The 17,534-nt window shown below is 74.3% G+C and carries 14 protein-coding genes; 2 read left to right on the forward strand and 12 right to left on the reverse strand.

Annotated elements, in window-relative coordinates; translation table 11 throughout:
• Window position 1: 1 nt before the first annotated feature.
• The 7 genes from ACMCNN_RS09035 to ACMCNN_RS09065 all read right to left on the reverse strand — a co-directional run bounded on the left by ACMCNN_RS09035 (window position 2) and on the right by ACMCNN_RS09065 (window position 10,438).
• Window positions 2-1,177, reverse strand: a complete 1,176-nt coding sequence (locus ACMCNN_RS09035; RefSeq protein WP_412745728.1) for a DUF5925 domain-containing protein — start codon at window positions 1,175-1,177, stop codon at window positions 2-4.
• 136 nt (window positions 1,178-1,313) lie between these two features.
• Window positions 1,314-1,754, reverse strand: coding sequence for a nitroreductase family deazaflavin-dependent oxidoreductase (locus ACMCNN_RS09040; protein WP_412745729.1), 441 nt, complete (start codon window positions 1,752-1,754; stop codon window positions 1,314-1,316).
• 45 nt (window positions 1,755-1,799) lie between these two features.
• Complete coding sequence (locus ACMCNN_RS09045; RefSeq protein ID WP_412745730.1) at window positions 1,800-2,969, reverse strand: VWA domain-containing protein; 1,170 nt, start codon at window positions 2,967-2,969, stop codon at window positions 1,800-1,802.
• Window positions 2,956-5,448, reverse strand: coding sequence for a DUF5682 family protein (locus ACMCNN_RS09050; RefSeq protein WP_412745731.1), 2,493 nt, complete (start codon window positions 5,446-5,448; stop codon window positions 2,956-2,958). Before ACMCNN_RS09050 ends, ACMCNN_RS09045 begins: the two co-directional genes overlap by 14 nt.
• Window positions 5,441-6,502: an ATP-binding protein gene (locus tag ACMCNN_RS09055; protein ID WP_412745732.1), complete on the reverse strand. Its 1,062-nt coding sequence runs from the start codon at window positions 6,500-6,502 to the stop codon at window positions 5,441-5,443. Before ACMCNN_RS09055 ends, ACMCNN_RS09050 begins: the two co-directional genes overlap by 8 nt.
• Entirely contained in the window at window positions 6,499-9,522 is a 3,024-nt protein-coding gene (locus ACMCNN_RS09060) for an SWIM zinc finger family protein (RefSeq protein ID WP_412745733.1), read from the reverse strand. Before ACMCNN_RS09060 ends, ACMCNN_RS09055 begins: the two co-directional genes overlap by 4 nt.
• Entirely contained in the window at window positions 9,512-10,438 is a 927-nt protein-coding gene (locus ACMCNN_RS09065) for an EamA family transporter (protein ID WP_412745734.1), read from the reverse strand. Before ACMCNN_RS09065 ends, ACMCNN_RS09060 begins: the two co-directional genes overlap by 11 nt.
• 93 nt (window positions 10,439-10,531) lie before the next feature.
• Between ACMCNN_RS09065 and ACMCNN_RS09070 the strand changes: the two genes are divergently transcribed.
• Window positions 10,532-11,026: a MarR family winged helix-turn-helix transcriptional regulator gene (locus ACMCNN_RS09070; protein WP_412745735.1), complete on the forward strand. Its 495-nt coding sequence runs from the start codon at window positions 10,532-10,534 to the stop codon at window positions 11,024-11,026.
• A gap of 5 nt (window positions 11,027-11,031) precedes the next feature.
• Here ACMCNN_RS09070 and ACMCNN_RS09075 read toward each other — a convergent pair whose 3' ends face one another.
• Window positions 11,032-12,036: a glutathione S-transferase family protein gene (locus ACMCNN_RS09075; RefSeq protein WP_412745736.1), complete on the reverse strand. Its 1,005-nt coding sequence runs from the start codon at window positions 12,034-12,036 to the stop codon at window positions 11,032-11,034.
• Between the two features lie 182 nt (window positions 12,037-12,218).
• Here ACMCNN_RS09075 and ACMCNN_RS09080 point away from each other — a divergent pair, with 182 nt between their 5' ends.
• The gene (locus tag ACMCNN_RS09080) at window positions 12,219-13,013 is read left to right on the forward strand and encodes an AfsR/SARP family transcriptional regulator (RefSeq protein ID WP_412745737.1); all 795 of its coding nucleotides are present in this window, start codon (window positions 12,219-12,221) and stop codon (window positions 13,011-13,013) included.
• 6 nt (window positions 13,014-13,019) lie between these two features.
• On the opposite strand, the gene ACMCNN_RS09085 is transcribed toward ACMCNN_RS09080, so the two are convergent.
• The 4 genes from ACMCNN_RS09085 to ACMCNN_RS09100 form a co-directional block, all read right to left on the reverse strand.
• Window positions 13,020-14,555: a ricin-type beta-trefoil lectin domain protein gene (locus ACMCNN_RS09085; protein WP_412745738.1), complete on the reverse strand. Its 1,536-nt coding sequence runs from the start codon at window positions 14,553-14,555 to the stop codon at window positions 13,020-13,022.
• Entirely contained in the window at window positions 14,555-15,238 is a 684-nt protein-coding gene (locus tag ACMCNN_RS09090) for a PilW family protein (RefSeq protein ID WP_412745739.1), read from the reverse strand. The genes ACMCNN_RS09085 and ACMCNN_RS09090 overlap by 1 nt, the downstream gene beginning before the upstream one ends.
• A complete protein-coding gene (locus ACMCNN_RS09095) occupies window positions 15,235-16,971 on the reverse strand; it encodes a putative Ig domain-containing protein (protein ID WP_412745740.1) in 1,737 nt (578 codons plus the stop codon). Before ACMCNN_RS09095 ends, ACMCNN_RS09090 begins: the two co-directional genes overlap by 4 nt.
• Before the next feature lie 129 nt (window positions 16,972-17,100).
• On the reverse strand, window positions 17,101-17,472 hold the full coding sequence (locus ACMCNN_RS09100; RefSeq protein ID WP_412745741.1) for a VOC family protein: 372 nt from the start codon (window positions 17,470-17,472) through the stop codon (window positions 17,101-17,103).
• Window positions 17,473-17,534: the final 62 nt, after the last annotated feature.

Below are 17,534 nucleotides of genomic sequence, written 5' to 3' on the forward strand. Positions count from 1 at the left end.
CTCAGAGGTAGAGGCCCGTCGCGGGCGGTGCGGCGGCGACCGTGAGCGGGCGGGCGTCCGTGCGCAGCGCGTACAGTTCGGCAAGCGTGGCGCCGTCCGCGCCGATCCCCGACGGGCGGCCCAGCCAGGACACCGCCTCGGCGTACGGCAGCCGCCCGACCTCGATGCTGGCCAGGCAGCGGCCCGGCCGCACGACGGCCGGATGCAGCGACGCCAGGTCCTCGTTCGTGGTGATCGCGATGAGCGCGTGGCGGCCCTGCCCGAGCAGACCGTCGGTCAGGTTGAGCAGCCGCGACAACGACTGCCCGGCGTTCGCCTTGGCCTCGCCCCTGATCAGCTCGTCGCAGTCCTCCAGCATCAGCAGCCGCCAGCGCGGCTCGTCGTCGTCCCCGCCGCCCAGCGCGACACTCATCAGATACGCGGGATCGCTGAACAGCCGCTCCGGATCCAGCACGCAGTCCACCTGGCACCACCCGCGCCACGCCTGGGCGAGTGCGCGCAGCGCCGTGGTCTTGCCCGTGCCCGGCTCCCCGTGCAGGAGCAGCAGCCGGCCGTTGATCGACGTGCCGTCCAGGGCCATGAGCCGTTCGAGGGTACGGGCCACCGCGCTCGCGTAGTTGCGGCGGATCTGCGGCCACCCGGCCGCGTCGATCTCACGTGGCACGCGGCGTGGCCCGTGCTGCCCGAAGTGCCAGAAGCCCACCGGTACGGTGTCGGCCGCGGGCGCGGGCGGCTCCACCGCACCCTCGGTCACGCTCGCCAGCACCCGCTCGGCCAGTTCCGCGGTGGTCGCGGTGACGGTCACCCTGGCGCGCCGGCTCTGCGGCCACCGGATCACGTGCAGCGTCCACCCGTCACCCACGGCGAGGCGGCTGTGGATGTCCTCCTCGGACGCCTCCCGCACGGTGCGGGCGTCGTCCGTGCTGAGCCGGGCATCCGCCCGGACGTTCTCCAGGGTGCTGGTCCGGCCGAACGGCTCCCGACCCGTCGTGAACCCGTCCAGGGCCAGCAGGTCGACCACGTCCACCAGCCGGTCGGCGTCGTCGACGGCGCCGGACACCGGCACCGCGCCGGACGCGTGTGACCGGGCCGCGGCGCCGGTGGAGGCGGGCGGGTTGACCGCCTGCTCCACGGCGCGGCTGCCGAGCCGGTCGACGGTCTGGTGAGGGGCACGCATGCTTTCCATGATCAGCCAGGACCGCCGATGCGGCATCCCGTTTTCCCTCGACGGCCAGCGGGAACGCCCGGGCTCTCGCGGCGTCCGCCCGGACCGGAACCGACCGTGGCGCGCAGCACCGGGCCCCCGCCGCCGGTCAGTCCTGGACGCGGGTGAGCACGAACACCGGGATGACCCGCTCGGTGTTGCGCTGGTACTCCGCGTACCGGGGGAACGCGGCGACCGCCCGTAGCCACCACTCGTCGCGCTCCGCGCCCTCGGTCTCGTGCGCCAGATAGTCGTGCCGTTCCGCGCCGTCCTGCAGCTCGACCCGCGGATTCTTGCGCAGGTTGTACACCCACACCGGGTGTTTCGGGGCACCGCCCAGCGAGCCGACCACCACGTACCGGCCGTCGTGTTCCACCCGCATGAGCGGGGTCTTGCGCAGCTTGCCGGTCCTGGCACCCACCGAGGTCAGCAGCACGATGGGCAGGCCGAGGATGGTGTCGGCCTCGGTCCCGCCGGACGCCTCGTACGACTCGGCCTGCTGGCGGGCCCAGTCGGTCGGGCTCGGCTCGTACTCTCCGGTCAGTGGCATTCTGTTCTCCTTTGTCCGACGGCCGACCCCCACAGTAGACACATTTCACCCGGCGGTGTGTCGCTGGGCGAACGCCATGAGGTCGCGCCGCTCGATCGCCGCCGCCATCAGCTCCGGGAACGCGTCGGGTGTGCAGGCGAAGGCGGGAACCCCGAGGCCGGCGAGTGCGGCCGCGTTCTCGTGGTCGTACGCCGGAGCCCCCTCGTCCGAGAGCGCCAGCAGCGCCACCACCTGCACCCCCGCGGCGGTCAGCTCCGCCACCCGGCGCAGCATCTGCTCCCGGACACCGCCCTCGTACAGGTCGCTGACCAGCACCACGATGGTGTCCCGGGGCCGCGTGACGAGCTGCTGGGTGTACGCCAGCGCCCGGTTGATGTCCGTGCCGCCGCCCAATTGCGTACCGAACAGCACCTCGACCGGATCGCTGAGCTGTTCTGTCAGATCGACCACCGCGGTGTCGAAGACCACCAGGGAGGTCCGCAGCGAGCGCACCGAGGCGAGCACGGCCGCGAACACCCCGGCGAAGACCACCGACGAGGCCATCGAGCCGGACTGGTCGACGCAGAGCACGACGTCGCGGTGCACCGCCGAGGCGCGCCGGCCGTAGCCGATCAGCCGCTGCGGGATTACCGTCCGATGTGCCACCTGGTAGTGCCGGAGGTTCGCGCGGATCGTGCGGTCCCAGTCGATGTCGGCGTGCCGGGGGCGGCGGATCCGGGCCGCCCGGTTCAGCGCGCCCGCGACCGCCGCGCGGGTACGCTGCGCGAGGCGCCGCTCCAGATCGTCGACGACCGACCGGACCACCCGCCGGGCCGCCTGCTTGGCCTCGGCGGGCATGACCCGGTTGAGCGACAACAGGGTCCCCACGAGGTGGACGTCCGGCTCCACCGCCGCCAGCATCTCCGGCTCCAGCAGCAGCCGGGTCAGATCCAGCCGCTCGATCGCGTCCGCCTGCATGACCTGCACCACCGTGCGGGGGAAGTACTCCCGGATGTCGCCGAGCCAGCGCGCGACCCGGGGCGCGGACCCGCCGAGCCCGCCGGAGCGGCCCGCACGCCGTTCACCGTCGGCGTCCTCGGCCGCGTCGTACAGCGTGGCCAACGCGGCGTCCATGGCCCCGTCGCGGCCCGTGGCGGCGCCGAGGGCGTCCTCGGCCGGGCCGCCGAGTACCAGCCGCCACCGGCGCAGGCGTTCCCGGTGCTCAGGATCGGTCATCTGCTACCTCCCGCGCGTGGATCCGGTGACCGGGGTCGCCTGGTGTCTGTCGCGTGTGGATCTGGTGACCTTTGTCGTCCGGTGACGCCTGCGGATGGATCTCGTGGCCCAGCAGGGCGCTCAGGGTCGGCAGCACGATCGCCGCCCGGTCGTGGTCGAGTGGTCCCATCACCGCGCCTGCGCCGGGCGCCGGGGCACCGGCCACCCGTTCGCCGATGGCCCGCCGCTCACCCGCCGCGAACCCGCCGAACGTCCGGCGCAGCAGCGGCAGCACCTCGTCGAACGCGTCGGCCGGGATGTCGGCCAGCCACGCGTCGAGCAGACGCAGCAGCGCCTCGTCGTGCACCAGCAGCAGCCCGCCGCCGGACAGGAAACCCTCGACCCAGGCGGCCCCGTGCGCCGGTGGGGTGCCGACCGTCAGCGGCAGCCGCAACCGCCGGCGCACCTCGGCCTCGTCGAGGAGCCCGGCGTCGTGCAGCAGGCGGGTGATCCGGCCGGCCAGCAGCCCGTGCAGGTCGGCGCGGGCGGCCACGGTGGCCAGGGTGGCGAACCACCGCTGCTGCAGGAGCGCGTCGTCGAGCAACGCCACCGCAGCGTGCACCCCGTCGAGATGCCCGCGCAACTCCCGCGCCGCGGAGTCGGCCACCGCACCCGCGGCCGCGGGCAGGCCCGCGCAGACCCGGTCGAACAGGCTCGTGGTCACGGCGGCCAGCCCGGCGACGTCGGTGCGGCGCACGTCGCCGTACCGCAGGGTGCGGGCCAGCGCCGGGAGGGCGGCCATCAGATGCCCGACGTCGGCGTCTGCGGCCGCGTGGGCGTCCAACGCGACCAGCACCGGCGGATACGCGTCGGCGAGGTCGGCCAGCAGGCACGCCTCGACCAGCGCGGTGACCTCCGCCAGCGAGGTTGCCGCACCGGCGGCGTCGGTGACCCGCGCGGTGGCCGCGGCGCTCACGGTCGTGCCGTACATGCTGTACTCCACCAGGCGCACCGCAAACTCGGGCTGCCACCGCAGACGCCACGACTCCCGGAACGTGCCCGTGCCGCGCCGGCCCGCCTCGGGCTCGCCCCACGGCACCCCGATTCGCCGCAGCCGGTGCAACAGCCGGCTGCGGCGCAGGTCGATGTCGCGGCGCAGGTCCAGCTCCAGCACCCGTTCGAGCGCCTCCGGCTTGAGGCGTACGGACCGTTGCTGCGCGGCCAGATCGCGGGCCAGCGGCACGGCCGGCATGGCTTCCGGGACCCCGCCGAGCCGCTCGCCGACGGTGAGCCGGCGGCCGATCAGCTCGGTACGCAAGGGTTCACCGTCGCACATCACCGCCTCCGCGGCCTCGGTCACCTCGGCCAGCCCGGCCAGCGGCCGCCCGCGCAGCGTGGCCAGCGCCTCGGCCAGCCGGGTCGCCTCGATGACGTGTGCCGACGAGGTGGGCACCCCTTCGGCCCGCAGCACCCCGGCGGCCTCCACCAGCCAGCGGGGCACGACCTCCTCCGCGGTGGCGAACAGATGGTGGTACCAGCCGGGGGAGCGCACCCCCGCGCCGTAACCCGACGCCGCGGCCAGCCGCCCGTACGTCCAGGGCACCCAGGTGAACGCGACCTTCGCCTTGCGGCGGCCCTTGAGCAGCGCCGCGTCGTCCTTGACCGGGACCCGGCGGGCCAGCGCGGGGACGTGCCAGGCGCCGCACACCACGGCCACGTTCTCCCGGGTACGGCGTACCTCGCGCAGGACGGTGCGCATGTACGCCTCGCGGACCAGGTCCTCCGGGTCGTCCGGGGTGGACTCGCGGAGGGCGGTCATCGCCTCGGCGATCGCCGCGAACGCGGGCATGCCCCGGTGCTCGACCACGTCCTCCCACCAGCGTTCCGGATCGTCGTACCCGGCCGCGGCGGCCAGCTCCCCGATCGGGTCGGCGGGACGCGACCGGCCCCGCACGCCGGGCCCCTCCGGCCCACCCGCGTCACCGCCGCCCGACTCTGCCGGCCCGCCCGACTCTGCCGGCCTGCCCCGGGTGGCTGGCCCGGCCGGCTCGCCCGGCCCGTCCCGGGTGGCTGGTCCGGCCGGCTCGCCCGGCCCGTCCCGGGTGGCTGGCCCGCCTTGGGTGGCTGGCCCGTCCCGGGTGGCCGGCCCGCTCGGCCCGGCGGGTGCGTCGCCGACGGGGGCGCCGGTCGTGTGGTATGCGTACGGCAGGTCGAAGAAGCGGACCGGCACGCCGTGCGTCACCGCCCAGCGCATCGCCTGCCACTCGGGGGAGAACACCGCGAACGGCCAGAACGCAGCCCGGCGCGGATCGTCGACCGCGTACCCGAGCAGTGCCACGGGCGGTGCCAGTTGCTCGTCGGCGACCCAGCGCACCAGGTCGTCCGCCTCGGGTGGGCCCTCGATCAGCACGATGTCCGGGCCCTGCCGGTCCAGCTCCTGCAGCAGCGCGCGGGCTGAGCCCGGCCCGTGATGCCGGATGCCGTACAGCTGCTCAGGCATCGCGGGCAGCGCGGTAGAAGTCGCTCCAGTCGGGCCGTTCCCGGACGACGGTCTCCAGGTACTCACGCCACACCACGCGGTCGGAGACCGGGTCCTTGATGACCGCGCCGACGATGCCGGCGGCGACGTCGGCGGCCCGCAGCCGCCCGTCGCCGAAGTGGGCAGCGAGCGCCATGCCGTTGGTCACCACCGAGATCGCCTCGGCGGGCGACAGCGTGCCGGTGGGGGACTTGAGTTTCGTCCGGAGGTCCTCGGTGAGCCCGCCACGCAGCTCCCGGAACACCGTGACCACCCGCCGGATCTCGTCGAGGGCGGCCGGCACGTCCGGCAGCTCCAGCGCCCGGCCCAATTGGGCCACCCGGCGGGCGACGATCTCCACCTCGTCGTCCGCGGACGCCGGGACCGGCAGAACGACCGTGTTGAACCGGCGGCGCAGCGCGCTGGACAGCTCGTTGACGCCCCGGTCCCGGTCGTTGGCGGTCGCGATGAGGTTGAACCCGCGCTGCGCCTGCACCTCGGTGTTCAGCTCGGGCACGGGCAGCGACTTCTCCGACAGGACGGTGATCAGCGCGTCCTGCACGTCGGAGGGGACCCGGGTCAGCTCCTCCACCCGGGCGATCGCGCCGCGTTGCATCGCCCGCATCACCGGGCTCGGCACCAGCGCGGCCTCCGTGGGGCCGTCGGCCAGCAGGCGGGCGTAGTTCCAGCCGTACCGGATGGCCTCCTCGGGGGTGCCGGCCGTGCCCTGCACCAGCAGCGTGGAGTCGCCGGAGACCGCGGCGGCCAGGTGTTCCGACACCCACGTCTTGGCGGTGCCGGGCACGCCGAGCAGCAGCAGTGCCCGGTCGGTGGCCAGTGTGGACACCGCCACCTCGATGAGCCGGCGCGGGCCCACGTACTTGGGGGAGATCTTCGCCCCGTCGCCGAGCAGGTAGGTGACCACGGCCTGCGGGGACAGCCGCCAGCCGGGCGGGCGTGGCCGGTCGTCGGTGGCGGCCAGCAGGGACAGCTCCTCGGCGTACTGGTCCTCGGCATGCGGGCGCAGAACGGTCACTGCAACTCCTGAAGCATCTCGTGGCGGAAGGTGAGGGTCCGGGCCAGCTCGGCGACCGGGCGTACCCGGGACGGGTCGGCGGGTTCGGCGTCCAGTTCGGCGGCGAGCCGGGCGACCGCGGCGGCGTACCCGGTCGGCATGGCCATGGCGGCGGCCCGGCACAGCTCGCCGAGCTGCCAGCTGTGCCGGTCGGTACGGGCGCGGTGCGCGATCGTCTCGATCACTGCCACGGCCAGCTCGTCGGGCCACCGTCCGGGGTGGACGGCCAGCAGCCGGTGCGCGACGTGATCCTCGCGGCGCAGCGCGTCGGCGGCGAGGCGGCCCAGCTCGGCGGGCGGCAGGATGAGGTGCAGGTCCCAGCGCACCGCCTCGCGCAGGCCCGCGGCGCCGCGCCGGGAGTCGGCCGCCAGCAGCGCGGCCGCCCAGGCCGGATCGCGCTCGGCGATCGCCGCCTTCGCCCAGCCGTGCAGCAGCGGCGTCGCCCAGTCGTGTCCGCGGCCGAGCTCGACGACGGCCGCCGCGTCGCGGCCGAACGCGGTGCACCAGGTGTCGAGCGGGGTCCCGGCCACGACCTCTTCGAGTAGCCACGCGCCGATGCCCATGCCCCGGGCCGGGGTGGCGGCCACGCCGTCGCGGCGCAGTGCGGCGTCCAGCGTCTGCGGAGGGTCGACAGCGAGCCGTTCCCCGCCGGCGCGTTCCAGCCGGACCGCGGCGTGGGCCCGTTGCGCCATGCGCCGGCTCAGCCCCGAGCCGGGCAGGCGGCGCAGCAACTCCAGCCCGGCCTCGCGCACCTCGCGGCGGGGATCGTCGAGCACCCGTTCGAGGAACGGCTCGTCGGCCGCCGACAGGCCCGCGGCGAGCGTGGTCAGGAAACGGGCGCGTTCCTCGGGTGGCTCCGTGTCCCAGCTCGCCACCAGCAGGTCCCGGGCCGCGGCCGGGTCGTCGGCGCGCATCCGCGCCAGGTACGCGAGCCGTTCGCCGGGCGAGCCGGTCCGCCACGCCTCGGGCTCGGCGGTGGGGGCGCCGGGTGCCTCGTCGAGCAGCCACCGCCAGTCGGCCCGCTGCGCGGCGAGCCAGCTGCCACGCCGCCCAGCGACCATCCCCAGGGCGGGTCGCAGGGTGGCGTTGCGCCGTCCGGCCTCCAGCAGGGCGGGCAGGGCCTGCGGCGGAACGTGCCCACCGCGCCGCGCGGCCGCCACCAGCCACTGGGCCAGCAGTTCCTGCACCGCCTGGGCGCCGCCCGGAGCGTCGCCGTCGACGAGCCGCAGCAGCCGGTCGGCCGCGGCTGCGGGCAGCGGCGGGTCCGGTTCGGCCGGTGCGGCCGTTACGGGCGGGTGGCCGGTGGCCGGGGTCGTGCCCGCCCGGTGGTAGACCAGCGCGGCAGCGGCAGACTCCAGCAACGACGCCGGCCCTGACGGCGCTGTGTCGAGGGTGCGGCCACCGGCCTGCGCGCCGGCCTGCGCGCCGGGCTGTGCCCACGGGCGGCGGGCCGTGCCCAGCAGCGCGGTCGCCAGCAGGTCGGGGGGCAACTCGGGCGGCAGGTCGGGGCCGCGGGAATCGAAGAGGGGGATGGCGGCCGGAACGTACCGCCCGCCGACCCAGGCGGCGAGGGGCCGCAGCCCCGCCGGACCCCACTCGGCGGCCAGGGTGGCCGGTGCGCCGCCCGCCGCCGCCAGCAGCCACCACGGCTCGTGGTAGCCGGGCGCCAATGGCAGGGCGTCGCCGCTGGCGTCGACCACCCAGCCCGTCCCGGCCGGTGTCATGTCCGCCAGCAGCACCGGCGCGTCGTGTCGCCAGGGGTCGGAGGCCAGCGCGGACGCCCACCCGGCCAGCGCCGCCCGGGCGGGCAGGGCGCCCGCGGGGGCGGGGTATGCCACCGCGGCACTGTGCCGCTCGGCGACCAGGGCGCGCAGGGGTGTCGTGCCGGGATAGAAGCAGAGATCGGCGCGCAGCTCGGTGCCGGGCGCGAAGTCGGGCGTGAGGGACTGCCCGGCCGCCGCGAACGCGAGCACGAGCGCGAACCGTCCACTGCCGGTGCCGCGCAGCCACGTCCGTCGGGTGGTGAGCGCGCCGTCGTCGGACTCGACCTGGCCGAGCACCTGCCAGCGGTCGGTGACCCGGGGTCCGGAGAGGACGTCGTCGGTGGCGACGGGGAATCCGATGCGGGACCGGACCGTGGCGGCCAGGCCGGGGGGAAGCTCGTCCAGCCGCGCATGCCCGGCCACCAGCAGGCGCAGCAGCGCCAGCTCGCCGAGCAGCCTGTCCGCCCACAGTGGACCGATGCCGATCAGTCCGCCGAGGCGTCGCACGGCGGCGGCCGCTGCGGGCGCCTGCGCGTCGACCAGCCGGGCGGCCATGGTCTCGTACGGCCGGTGGCCCACCTGCTGGGCCGCGGCCAGACCCTGCTGCACCTGGTCGTCGAGCCAGCGGCGCAGCTCGCTCATCCCGCCCGCCACGCGTTCCGCGCGCTGGCGGGCTCGTTGGTGCGCCCCGGCGGGATCGGCCGGTGGCCCACCACGCGGCGCGGCGGCCCGGGCGGCACGGGCGGACCGCGCGGCACGCCACTCGGCCGCGAACGCGGGCGCCGGCTCGGTCGGCAGCTCGGGGCCGTCCATCCACCGCAACAGCAGGCCCAACGCGTGTTTGCAGGGGATCTTGCGGCTCGGGCAGGAACACCGGTACGCCGGGTCGGACAGGTCCACGCAGACCTGATACGGAGTGCTGCCGCTGCCCCGGCACAGTCCCCAGAGGACCTCGCCGAGCAGGCCGGTGCCCGCCCAGTGGCCGGCGCCGCTCAGCGCGCGGGCGGCCCGCATCGAACCGGAGTCGGGGGCGAGCGCGGCGACCCGCTCCGTGTTCCAGGCGGGGGCGGCGGCCGGCTGCTCTGCCTCATCGGCCGGCTGGGCTGCCGTGCCTGAGCCGGTTGCGGTGGCCGGCCCGGTCGCCACGGCGTCTGATCCGTTGGCGTCGGCTAGCTCGGAAGCGCCGTCGGTCTCCGCGGTCGTCCATTCAACGGGCACACGCCGCACTGTATGCGCGCGGTACGACGCTTTCGACCGTCGCGGGGATCTCCGTCACCGGTTCGCTGGGGGTGCGGCGTGGCTGCCGGGCCCCGACCAGGACGGCGCCGAACGCCACCACCATGCCGACCAGCTGCGCGGCGGTGAGCTGTTGCCCGAGCACCGCCCAGCCCACCGCGGTCGCCACGACGGGGGAGAGCAGCGCGAGCAGCGAGACCCGGGCGGCGGGCAGGCGTTCCAGCCCCCGGAACCACACCGTGTACGCCAGGGCCGTGCCGATCAGCGACAGGTAGGCGTACCCGGCGATGTTGGCGCCGGACAGTGATCCGGGCAGGCCCTCGACGGCGAGGGTGACCGGGACCAGCATCAGCCCGCCCGCGGTCAGCTGCCAGCCGGTCGCCGTGAGCAGGGTCGCGTGGGGGCGGCCCCAGCGCTTGGTCAGCACGAGCCCCAGCCCCATGGACATCGCGGCCCCCAGCCCGGCCAGGACCCCGACCGTGTCGAGGCGGGCCGACGCCGTGAGCACGGCCATGGCCACCCCGACCACGCCCGCGAAACCCGCCAGCACCGTACGCAGGGCGACGCGCTCGCTCAGCAGCATTGCCGACAGACCCGCCACCACCAGCGGCTGGGCGGCCCCGAGGACCGCGGCCATGCCGCCGGGCAGCCGGTACGCGCTGGCGAACAGCAGCGCGAAGAACACCCCGATGTTCAGCGCGCCGAGCACTGCGGAGCGCCACCACCAGTCGCCGCGGGGCAGCCGGCGGGTCATCGCGAGCAGGAGCAGCCCGGCGGGCAGGGCGCGCAGCAGGGCGGCCAGCAGGGGCCGGTGCGGGGGGAGGAACTCGGTGGTGACCGCGTACGTGGTGCCCCAGACGACCGGGGTGAGGGCGGTGACCAGGACGAACCGCCGCACGATCAACTCCCTCGACGTAAAGTATCTCGACGTAAAGAGACTCTCTCGCATTCTTCTCCTTGTCAAGAAGCTCGACATCGAGAGAATGGAGACATGGGTCATCCCCGCGGCGTGGACCGCATCATCGACCAGTGGGCCCGCGAGCGGCCCGAACTCGACACCACCGCGATGTCGATCTTCGGTCGCGTCTACCGGCTCGCCCAGGTGTCCGGCGACGAGGTGGCCCGGGCGTACGGGCGGCACGGCATCGGCCGCCCCGAGTTCGACGTGCTGGCCACCCTGCGCCGCGCGGGGGAGCCGTTCCAGCTGTCCCCGGGGGCGCTGGCCGCCTCGATGATGCTCAGCAGCGGCGGCACCACGGCCCGGCTGGACCGCCTCGAAAAGGCGGGCCTGGTGCGCCGCGCCCCGGACCCGCACGACCGGCGCGGTGTCCTGGTCAGCCTCACCGCCGAGGGGCGGGAGGTCGCGGACCGGGCGGTGGTCACCGGGCTCACCGAACAGCAGCGGCTGCTGGCCCACCTCACCCCCGACCAGCAGCGCGACCTGGAAGCGCTGCTGCGGGCGGCGCTCGAACCGTACGAAACCTGATCAGCTCAGGCTGCGCCGTGGCCCGCGGGCACGGCCTCCTCCGGGCGCGGCGGCGGCGGTGGGGTGCCGTCGCCGAACGGCCGCCCGCCCAGCGCCGCCCGCCCGTGCTCGGTCAGCCAGCCCGACAGGTCGGGACCGGCCGGCACCACCCGGGTCGGGTTGATGTCGGTGTGCACGACGTAGTAATGCCGCTTGATGTGTACGAAGTCGATCGTGTCGCCGAAGCCGGGCGTCTGGAACAGGTCCCGCGCGTACGCCCACAGCACCGGCATCTCTGTCAGCTTCTGCCGGTTGCACTTGAAATGGCCGTGGTACACCGGATCGAACCGGGCCAGCGTGGTGAACAGCCGCACGTCCGCCTCAGTGATCGTGTCCCCGACGAGGTAGCGCTGGGTGCTCAGCCGCTGTGACAGCCAGTCCAGCCGGTCGAACAGCCGCTGGTACGCCTTCTCGTACGCCTCCTGGGTGCCCGCGAAACCGGCCCGGTAGACGCCGTTGTTGACGTCGGCGAACACGTACCGGTTCACCTCGTCGATCTCGTCGCGCAGCGCCTCCGGATAGAGCTGGGGCGCGCCCTCGCGGTGGTATCGCGTCCACTCCAGACTCAGGTCGAGGGTGATCTGCGCGAAGTCGTTGGTGACCACCTGCCCCGTCGGCACGTCGACGATCGCGGGCACCGTGATGCCCTTGTCGTAGTCCGGGAAGCGGGCGAAGAACGCCTCCTGCAGACGTTCGATGCCGAGCACCGGGTCGCGGCCGCCGGGGTCGAGGTCGAAGGTCCAGCTCCGCGGGTCGTGCGTGGGACCGGCGACGCCCATGGACAGGGCGTCCTCCAGGCCGAGCAGGCGACGCACGATGATCGCTCGGTTCGCCCACGGGCAGGCCCGGCTCACCACGAGCCGGTACCGGCCCGGCTCGACGGGGTAGCCGTCCCGGCCGTCGGCCGTGATGCGCGTAGCGATGTAGCGCTGGTCCCGGGTGAATTCACCGGACGGATTCACGTACGCCATGGCTGCCATCCTGCCGCGCCCGGGCGGTCCGTGCCTGCCGTTGCACCTGCGCCGCGCCGTCGACCGGTAGCGTCTCGTCCGGGGAGCATGTGCGAGTGCACCGAGCGCAGCGAGGGCCGCGAGCGCAGCGAGGGCCGCGAGCGCATGCCCAGCCAGCGGAGCATGTGCGAGAGGGTGGGCGGGTGACCGTGGCCGAGGAGCCGACGTTTCATCTGTTCGGGCCGCTGCGGGTGTGCGGCGCGGACGGGGGTTGCGCCGCGCTCGGTTCACCCACCCAGCGGGCCATCCTCGCCGTGCTCCTGCTGCGTCCCGGCCGGGTCGTACCGGTGGAACGGATCATCGGCCAGGTCTGGGCCGCCGCGTCCCCGCCACCCGGCGGCGCCGCGGACGTCCATGGCGAGGTGGCCGCCCTGCGCGAGTCGCTGGCGGCGGCGGGCTCGCTGCTCGTCGGCCGCGACACCGGCTACCTCATGGACGTGGCGCCCGAACGCGTCGACGTGTGCCGGTTCGCCACGGGCGCGGCGGCGGGGCGCGCGGCGCTCGCCGGCGGGCACCCGGCCGAGGCGGCGCGGACGCTCGACGCGGCGCTCGCCGAGTGGCAGGGCGCCCCGCTGGCCGACTTCCCGGGCGAACCGTTCGCCGGGCCGACGATCGCCCAGCTGGAGAACCTGCGCGCACAGGCGGTGCAGGACCGGGCCGAGGCCCGCCTGCTGCTCGGCGACGCCGACTGGTGCGTCACGGAGCTGGACCGGCTGGTACGCGAGACGCCGTACCGGGAACGGCTATGGGAGCTGTACGCCGCCGCCCTGTACCGGGCGGGGCGCCGCGACGACGCGCTGGCCGCGATCGCGCGGGTCCGTGACCTGCTGTTCGAGGAGCTCGGCCTCGAGGACGGTCCCGGCCTGCGCGCCCTGGAACGGGCGATCCGCGACGACGACCGCGCGGCCATCCCCGGCGGTACCCCGCCCGCACGGTGAGCCGGCTCAGCCGGTCCGCTCGTAGACGTCCTTCAGCGGGGTGGCGGTGCCGAGGTCGGCCGGGGCGTTCCATTTCTGCGCCGCCTTGCCGTCACACGTCCGCAGCACGATCTTGCTGATCGGCGGGCCGGTGTACTTCTTGGCGTCGTACAGCTCGGGCGAGGTGGCCTTCAGGTCGGCCGCGGCCAGGCACAGCCCGGCGGTCGTCGGGTGTGCGCCGTCGACGATCTGGTAGCTCGTGGCGTAGTTGCCGGTGTAGCCGTACACGGTCCAGGTCAGGTCGGCCGGCAGCGCGCCGCTCGGGCACGCCTCCACGGTGGGATACCCACTGGTCGTGCCGGGGCTCTTGAGGCAGTAGTCCCTACCCCCGTCGGTGACGTAGATGCGCCCGGTGCCCGTGCCGGTCGCGTCGGCCACCGCGGGCAGCTTCCACCGCTGGTTCCACAGCACGTTGTTGGGGTTGGGCGCCTGCTTGCACGGCCACGCGATGAGGTACGACGCGCTCTTGTTCGCCTCGGTGATGTCCAGGCAACGCCCGAACTGTTCGTAGTTCACCAGCTGGCCGGTCGCGGCACCGGCGGCACCGGCGCCCACCGTCGGGTCCGGCTGGAACGTCTGCTTGTTGTCGTACCCGGCACCGCAGTCGCCGCCCGAGCCGAGCACGACCGGGCTGCCGACGGTGTCGGGCTGCTGGACGTTGAAGCAGAAGCCGTCCAGGGTGGTGCCGTCGCTGGTGCCCACGAAGTTCGCCACGTCGTTGGCGCTCCATTGCTGGCGTGCCGCGGCCGGGCTGGTTCCGGCGCACGGCTGCAGCACCACCGCGGCACCCGCCCGGTGCGGGGAACCGGCGTCCAGGCACATGCCGTTCGTATTCGCCGAGGTCTGCGACGACACCAGCGAAATGGTCAGGTCGCGGTTGTACGCGAACAGCTGCGACGGCGGCTGCGGCGCGTCCCCGCAGTCCCGCATCGTCACCGGGGTGCCGGCGGCCGGTGTGGCCGAACCCGCGTCCAGGCACAGGTCGGCGCGGGAACTGCGGACGTGGATCTGACCGCCCGGGATGTGCTCGTTCGACGTCCGGAACCGGTAGGTGGCCTGCAGCGTACGGGCGCCCGCGGTCCGTGCGTCGAAAGTGCCGGTCGGCCCGGCGACGCCCGTCGACCTCAGCACCGCGGTCCCGGGCTGTTCGGCGAGGGCGGGTCCGAGCGCGACACCGTCGAGGTTCCGGTACTCGATGGTGACCTGGTAGCGCTCGCCGCCGTCCGGTGCGGCGTTGCCGTGCAGCGGGCCCATCGGCAGGCGGGCTGCGTCGCCCGAGCCGGTGCCGTCGACGGCCGCCCGGATCTGGCCCATCGCGGCGTCGAGGCCCGCCTCGGCGGCGTGCAGCGCACGGGTCCGCTCGGACGCGTTCTGGGTGCCGTGCACCCGTTCGAGCACAGCGGGGACCAGCAGTGCGCTCATCGACAGGCCGACGAGCGTGAGCAGCATCGCGATGGGCAGCGAACCCCGGTCCGCGTCGGGACGGCGGCGAGGGAACCCCACTACGGCCTCCCTTCGCGGCAGACGTTGTCCGCAGGCGTGTCGCGGGACGTGTTGAGCGCGGTGAAGGTCAGCTGCGCCGTACTGGTGGCGCGGCCGGCGCTGGCGGTCAGCTGCAGCCGCAGGCGCATGAAGTCCGGCCGGAAGTCGCTGCCGACCGCGGCGCCCGAATCGGGCTTGTCGTCGGCCAACGTCCGCGTGAACGGTGCCGGGACGCTGCCGCCGGGCAGCACGATCTGGGACGCGATGGTCTGTCCGGCGGTACCCGGCGCCGGTGGGTGCCCCGGCGTCCAGCGCAGCAGTTGGAGCACCCCGACCGCGCCGGACGATCCGGCACCGGGCGCCGGGGCCAGGCGCAGCTGCTGGCACTCCGGCTGCTCGGTGGTCGGGTTCACGGTGAGGTACTCGACGTACCAGGCGCCGCCGTCCGGTGTCGTGTTCGGGTCGGTGATCCCCGAGGCGTAGCGGACGTTCTGGTCGAGCCGCTGGACGCCGAGGTGCAGCTGGCTCTGCACGGCCGAGCCGTTCTCCCCGCGGTCGACCGCGTGGTAGACGTCCAGCACGGCGTTCGTGAAGATCGTCATGAGGACGCCCAGGATGCTCATCGCGATCATCACTTCGAGCAGGCTCAGACCCTCGTCGCCGCGCCGGGTCCGGCGGCGCCAGGCGCGTACGGCGGCCCTCACGGCAGCACCGTCCAGTCGAACACCACGACCGCGTACTTGTTGGTGGAGTCGACGACCTTGAGCGTCACGTGGAACGTTCCAGCGGTGGTGGGGGTGCCGGTGATCACGCCGCCCCGGCCGCCGCGCGCGTTGATCGACAGCCCCGGGGGCAGGCCCGTGGCCGACCACGTGACGGCGCTGTTGCTGCCGCCGGTCAGGTCGGTGTTCAGGGTCACGGCCCGGCCCACGGTGCCGCTCTGGTCCGGCGCCGCCGGGTCGGGTGCGGTGATCACCAGGTCGTTGGGCTGGCTGGCCTGCACGTTCCACAGGAACGTCGTGCTCACCTCGTCGCCGTTCGCGTCCTTCACGTAGACGGTGGTGAAGAACCGGTTCGCGTACGCGACCCGGCCCGAGATCACGCCGGTGGCCGGGTCGATCGAGATGTCCGTGTCGTCACCCGGAACCCCCACGATCCGGTACGTGTACGGCCCGGTGCCGCCCGTCGGGGTGGGCACGGAGAACCGCACGGTGTCGCGGATCTTGTCCGTGCGCGTGGCCATCGCCGGTACGGCGAGGTCCACCACGGTCCAGTTGAAGCTGACCTGGCTGCTGCGGCCCGGCTTGTCCGTGGCGGTGACCGTGACCCGGGACACGGTACGGCTGGTCGCGGTCGGTGTGCCGGAGATGACGCCGGTGGCCGGGTCCATGATCAGGCCCGCGGGCAGGCCGCTGACGGTCCAGGCGACCGGGGTGACCGCGTGGGTCAGGCCCATGGCCAGCCACGTCGGTGCACCGGTGTGAGTGGTCTGGTCGCCGGGACTGATCAGGACCGGGGCGGCCCAGACGGTCCAGGGGAAACTGGCGCTGTCGGTGCGGCCGCGGCGGTCCTTGACGGTGGCCGTGACGGTGTAGACGACGTCCGCCCCGGGATCGTCCGGAGTCCCGGTGATCATGCCGCTTGCCGAGACGGTCAGGCCGGCGGGCAGGCCGGACACGGTCCAGGTCAGCGGCAGCGTTCCCCCGGTGGACGTGAGCTGCACCCCCGGCGTCGCGATCCTGGCGTAGGCGGTCTGCGCGCCGGGGTCGTCGACCTTGGGCGCGGGCCGGTCGAGGTTGAAGACCGGGTCCGGGGCGGAGCTGATCAGCGTGGTGGTCACGTACGTGCAGGAGCGGTTCGGGCAGGAGCCGTCGGGCCAGGTCACGGCGGCGACGACGCGCAGGAACGGCACGTCGGCCACGGCCGGGTCCGGGTCCGGACCGGCGGGGTCGTCACACGAGCCGCCGCTGCCGAACTGCTGCCGGCAGGTGCCCAGGTACCAGTCCTGGCGGTACCGCAGGCCGTTGACCGGCACCTCCACGGCGCTGGTGGGCAGCCCCGCCGCGGCGCCCGCGGTGGATCCGGCCCTCTGCTGCGGGTCCCACGCCGGGGACATGGTCGACAGGTACGGGCGTACCGCCGCCGGGGCGGCGACCCACTGCGCGTTGGTGGCCATCTCGCTGCGCCCGGCCAGCGCCGTGGTGCCGGTCAGCGCTCGGGCGCGTTCGATGGCGTCGCCCGCCAGCTGCACGGCGACCTCGCGGCTGCGCTGCTCCGCGACCACCGCGAGTGACCGGATCAGGAACGGCGCGAGCGCGGTCATCACCGTACCGATCACGGCGAGTGAGACCAGCACCTCGACCAGTGTGAAGCCGTCGTCCCGGTGCCGGGCACGCTGCAGCGAGCACGCGGCTCGGCATGCTGCAGCGGTGCGCATCGGCTCTCCCTGGCCGCGGGGGCGGCGCCTTCGGTGCACTGGACTCTCACACCGATCGGCGAGTGCACGGCCCGGGTGAGGAATCGGTGCGCCCGCGTCAGGGGAGCCGCCGCTGCGGCGGCGGCATGATCAGGCGTTCTGCCAGAGGCCGATCAGGTTGCCCTCGGTGTCGCGCACGTACGCGCTGAAGCCCATCCCGCCGACGGGTTGCCGCCCGATGGCCACCCGGCCGCCCAGCCGCTCGATCCTGGCCAGGGCGTCGTCGATGTCCTCGACGTTGATCGTGATCACCGGCGAGGTGATCGAGCCCCGCTGGAGCATGCCGCCGTTGATCCCGCCCGGCTCGCTGGGCCGCCCCCGCTCGTCGGTCGCCGTGGTGGTCACCATGGTGTACGCGAAGTCGGGCATCGAGTCGAGCTTCCAGCCGAACGCCTCGCGGTAGAAGGTGGTCGCCCGCTCGGCGTCGTCGAACGGGACCTCGAAATGGACGACTGTGTCCATGAGCTGCCTCCCTACGAATGTCGTCAGCCTATGATGATGCCGAGCCGAAGGGCCGCCCTTAC

The sequence above is a fragment of the Krasilnikovia sp. MM14-A1004 genome (genome assembly GCF_047159485.1).
In the GTDB taxonomy this organism is placed as follows: Bacteria; Actinomycetota; Actinomycetes; order Mycobacteriales; family Micromonosporaceae; genus Actinoplanes.